The sequence below is a fragment of the Fischerella muscicola PCC 7414 genome (assembly GCF_000317205.1).
GTDB lineage: Bacteria > Cyanobacteriota > Cyanobacteriia > Cyanobacteriales > Nostocaceae > Fischerella > Fischerella muscicola.
The window spans coordinates 1-206 of the sequence record NZ_AJLK01000270.1 but is presented as its reverse complement, the minus strand read 5'-3'; the positions used below and the strand labels follow the sequence as shown (position 1 = coordinate 206).

At 46.1% G+C, this 206-nt stretch carries 1 pseudogene; it reads left to right on the top strand.

The features are described 5' to 3' along the window. Positions 1–206, top strand: a pseudogene (locus UYI_RS0131595) (filamentous hemagglutinin); the annotation flags it as partial.

The window sequence follows — 206 nt, the reverse complement described above, 5'->3', positions numbered from 1 at the left end:
TGCGACTCAAAATGGCGCTGCTGCTGGTGTTGGTAACACAGTTGTAAACAACGCTAACCAAACAGCTATTCAAGATATCACCAAGATTAAGAATGGTGTTGGCTGTCATGCTAGCCACAACGTTCAAGTTTCTGGTCAAAACCTGCAACAAAACGGTGCTGCTGTTGGTACTGCTAACACCGTTGCTAACGTTGGTAGCCAAGCTG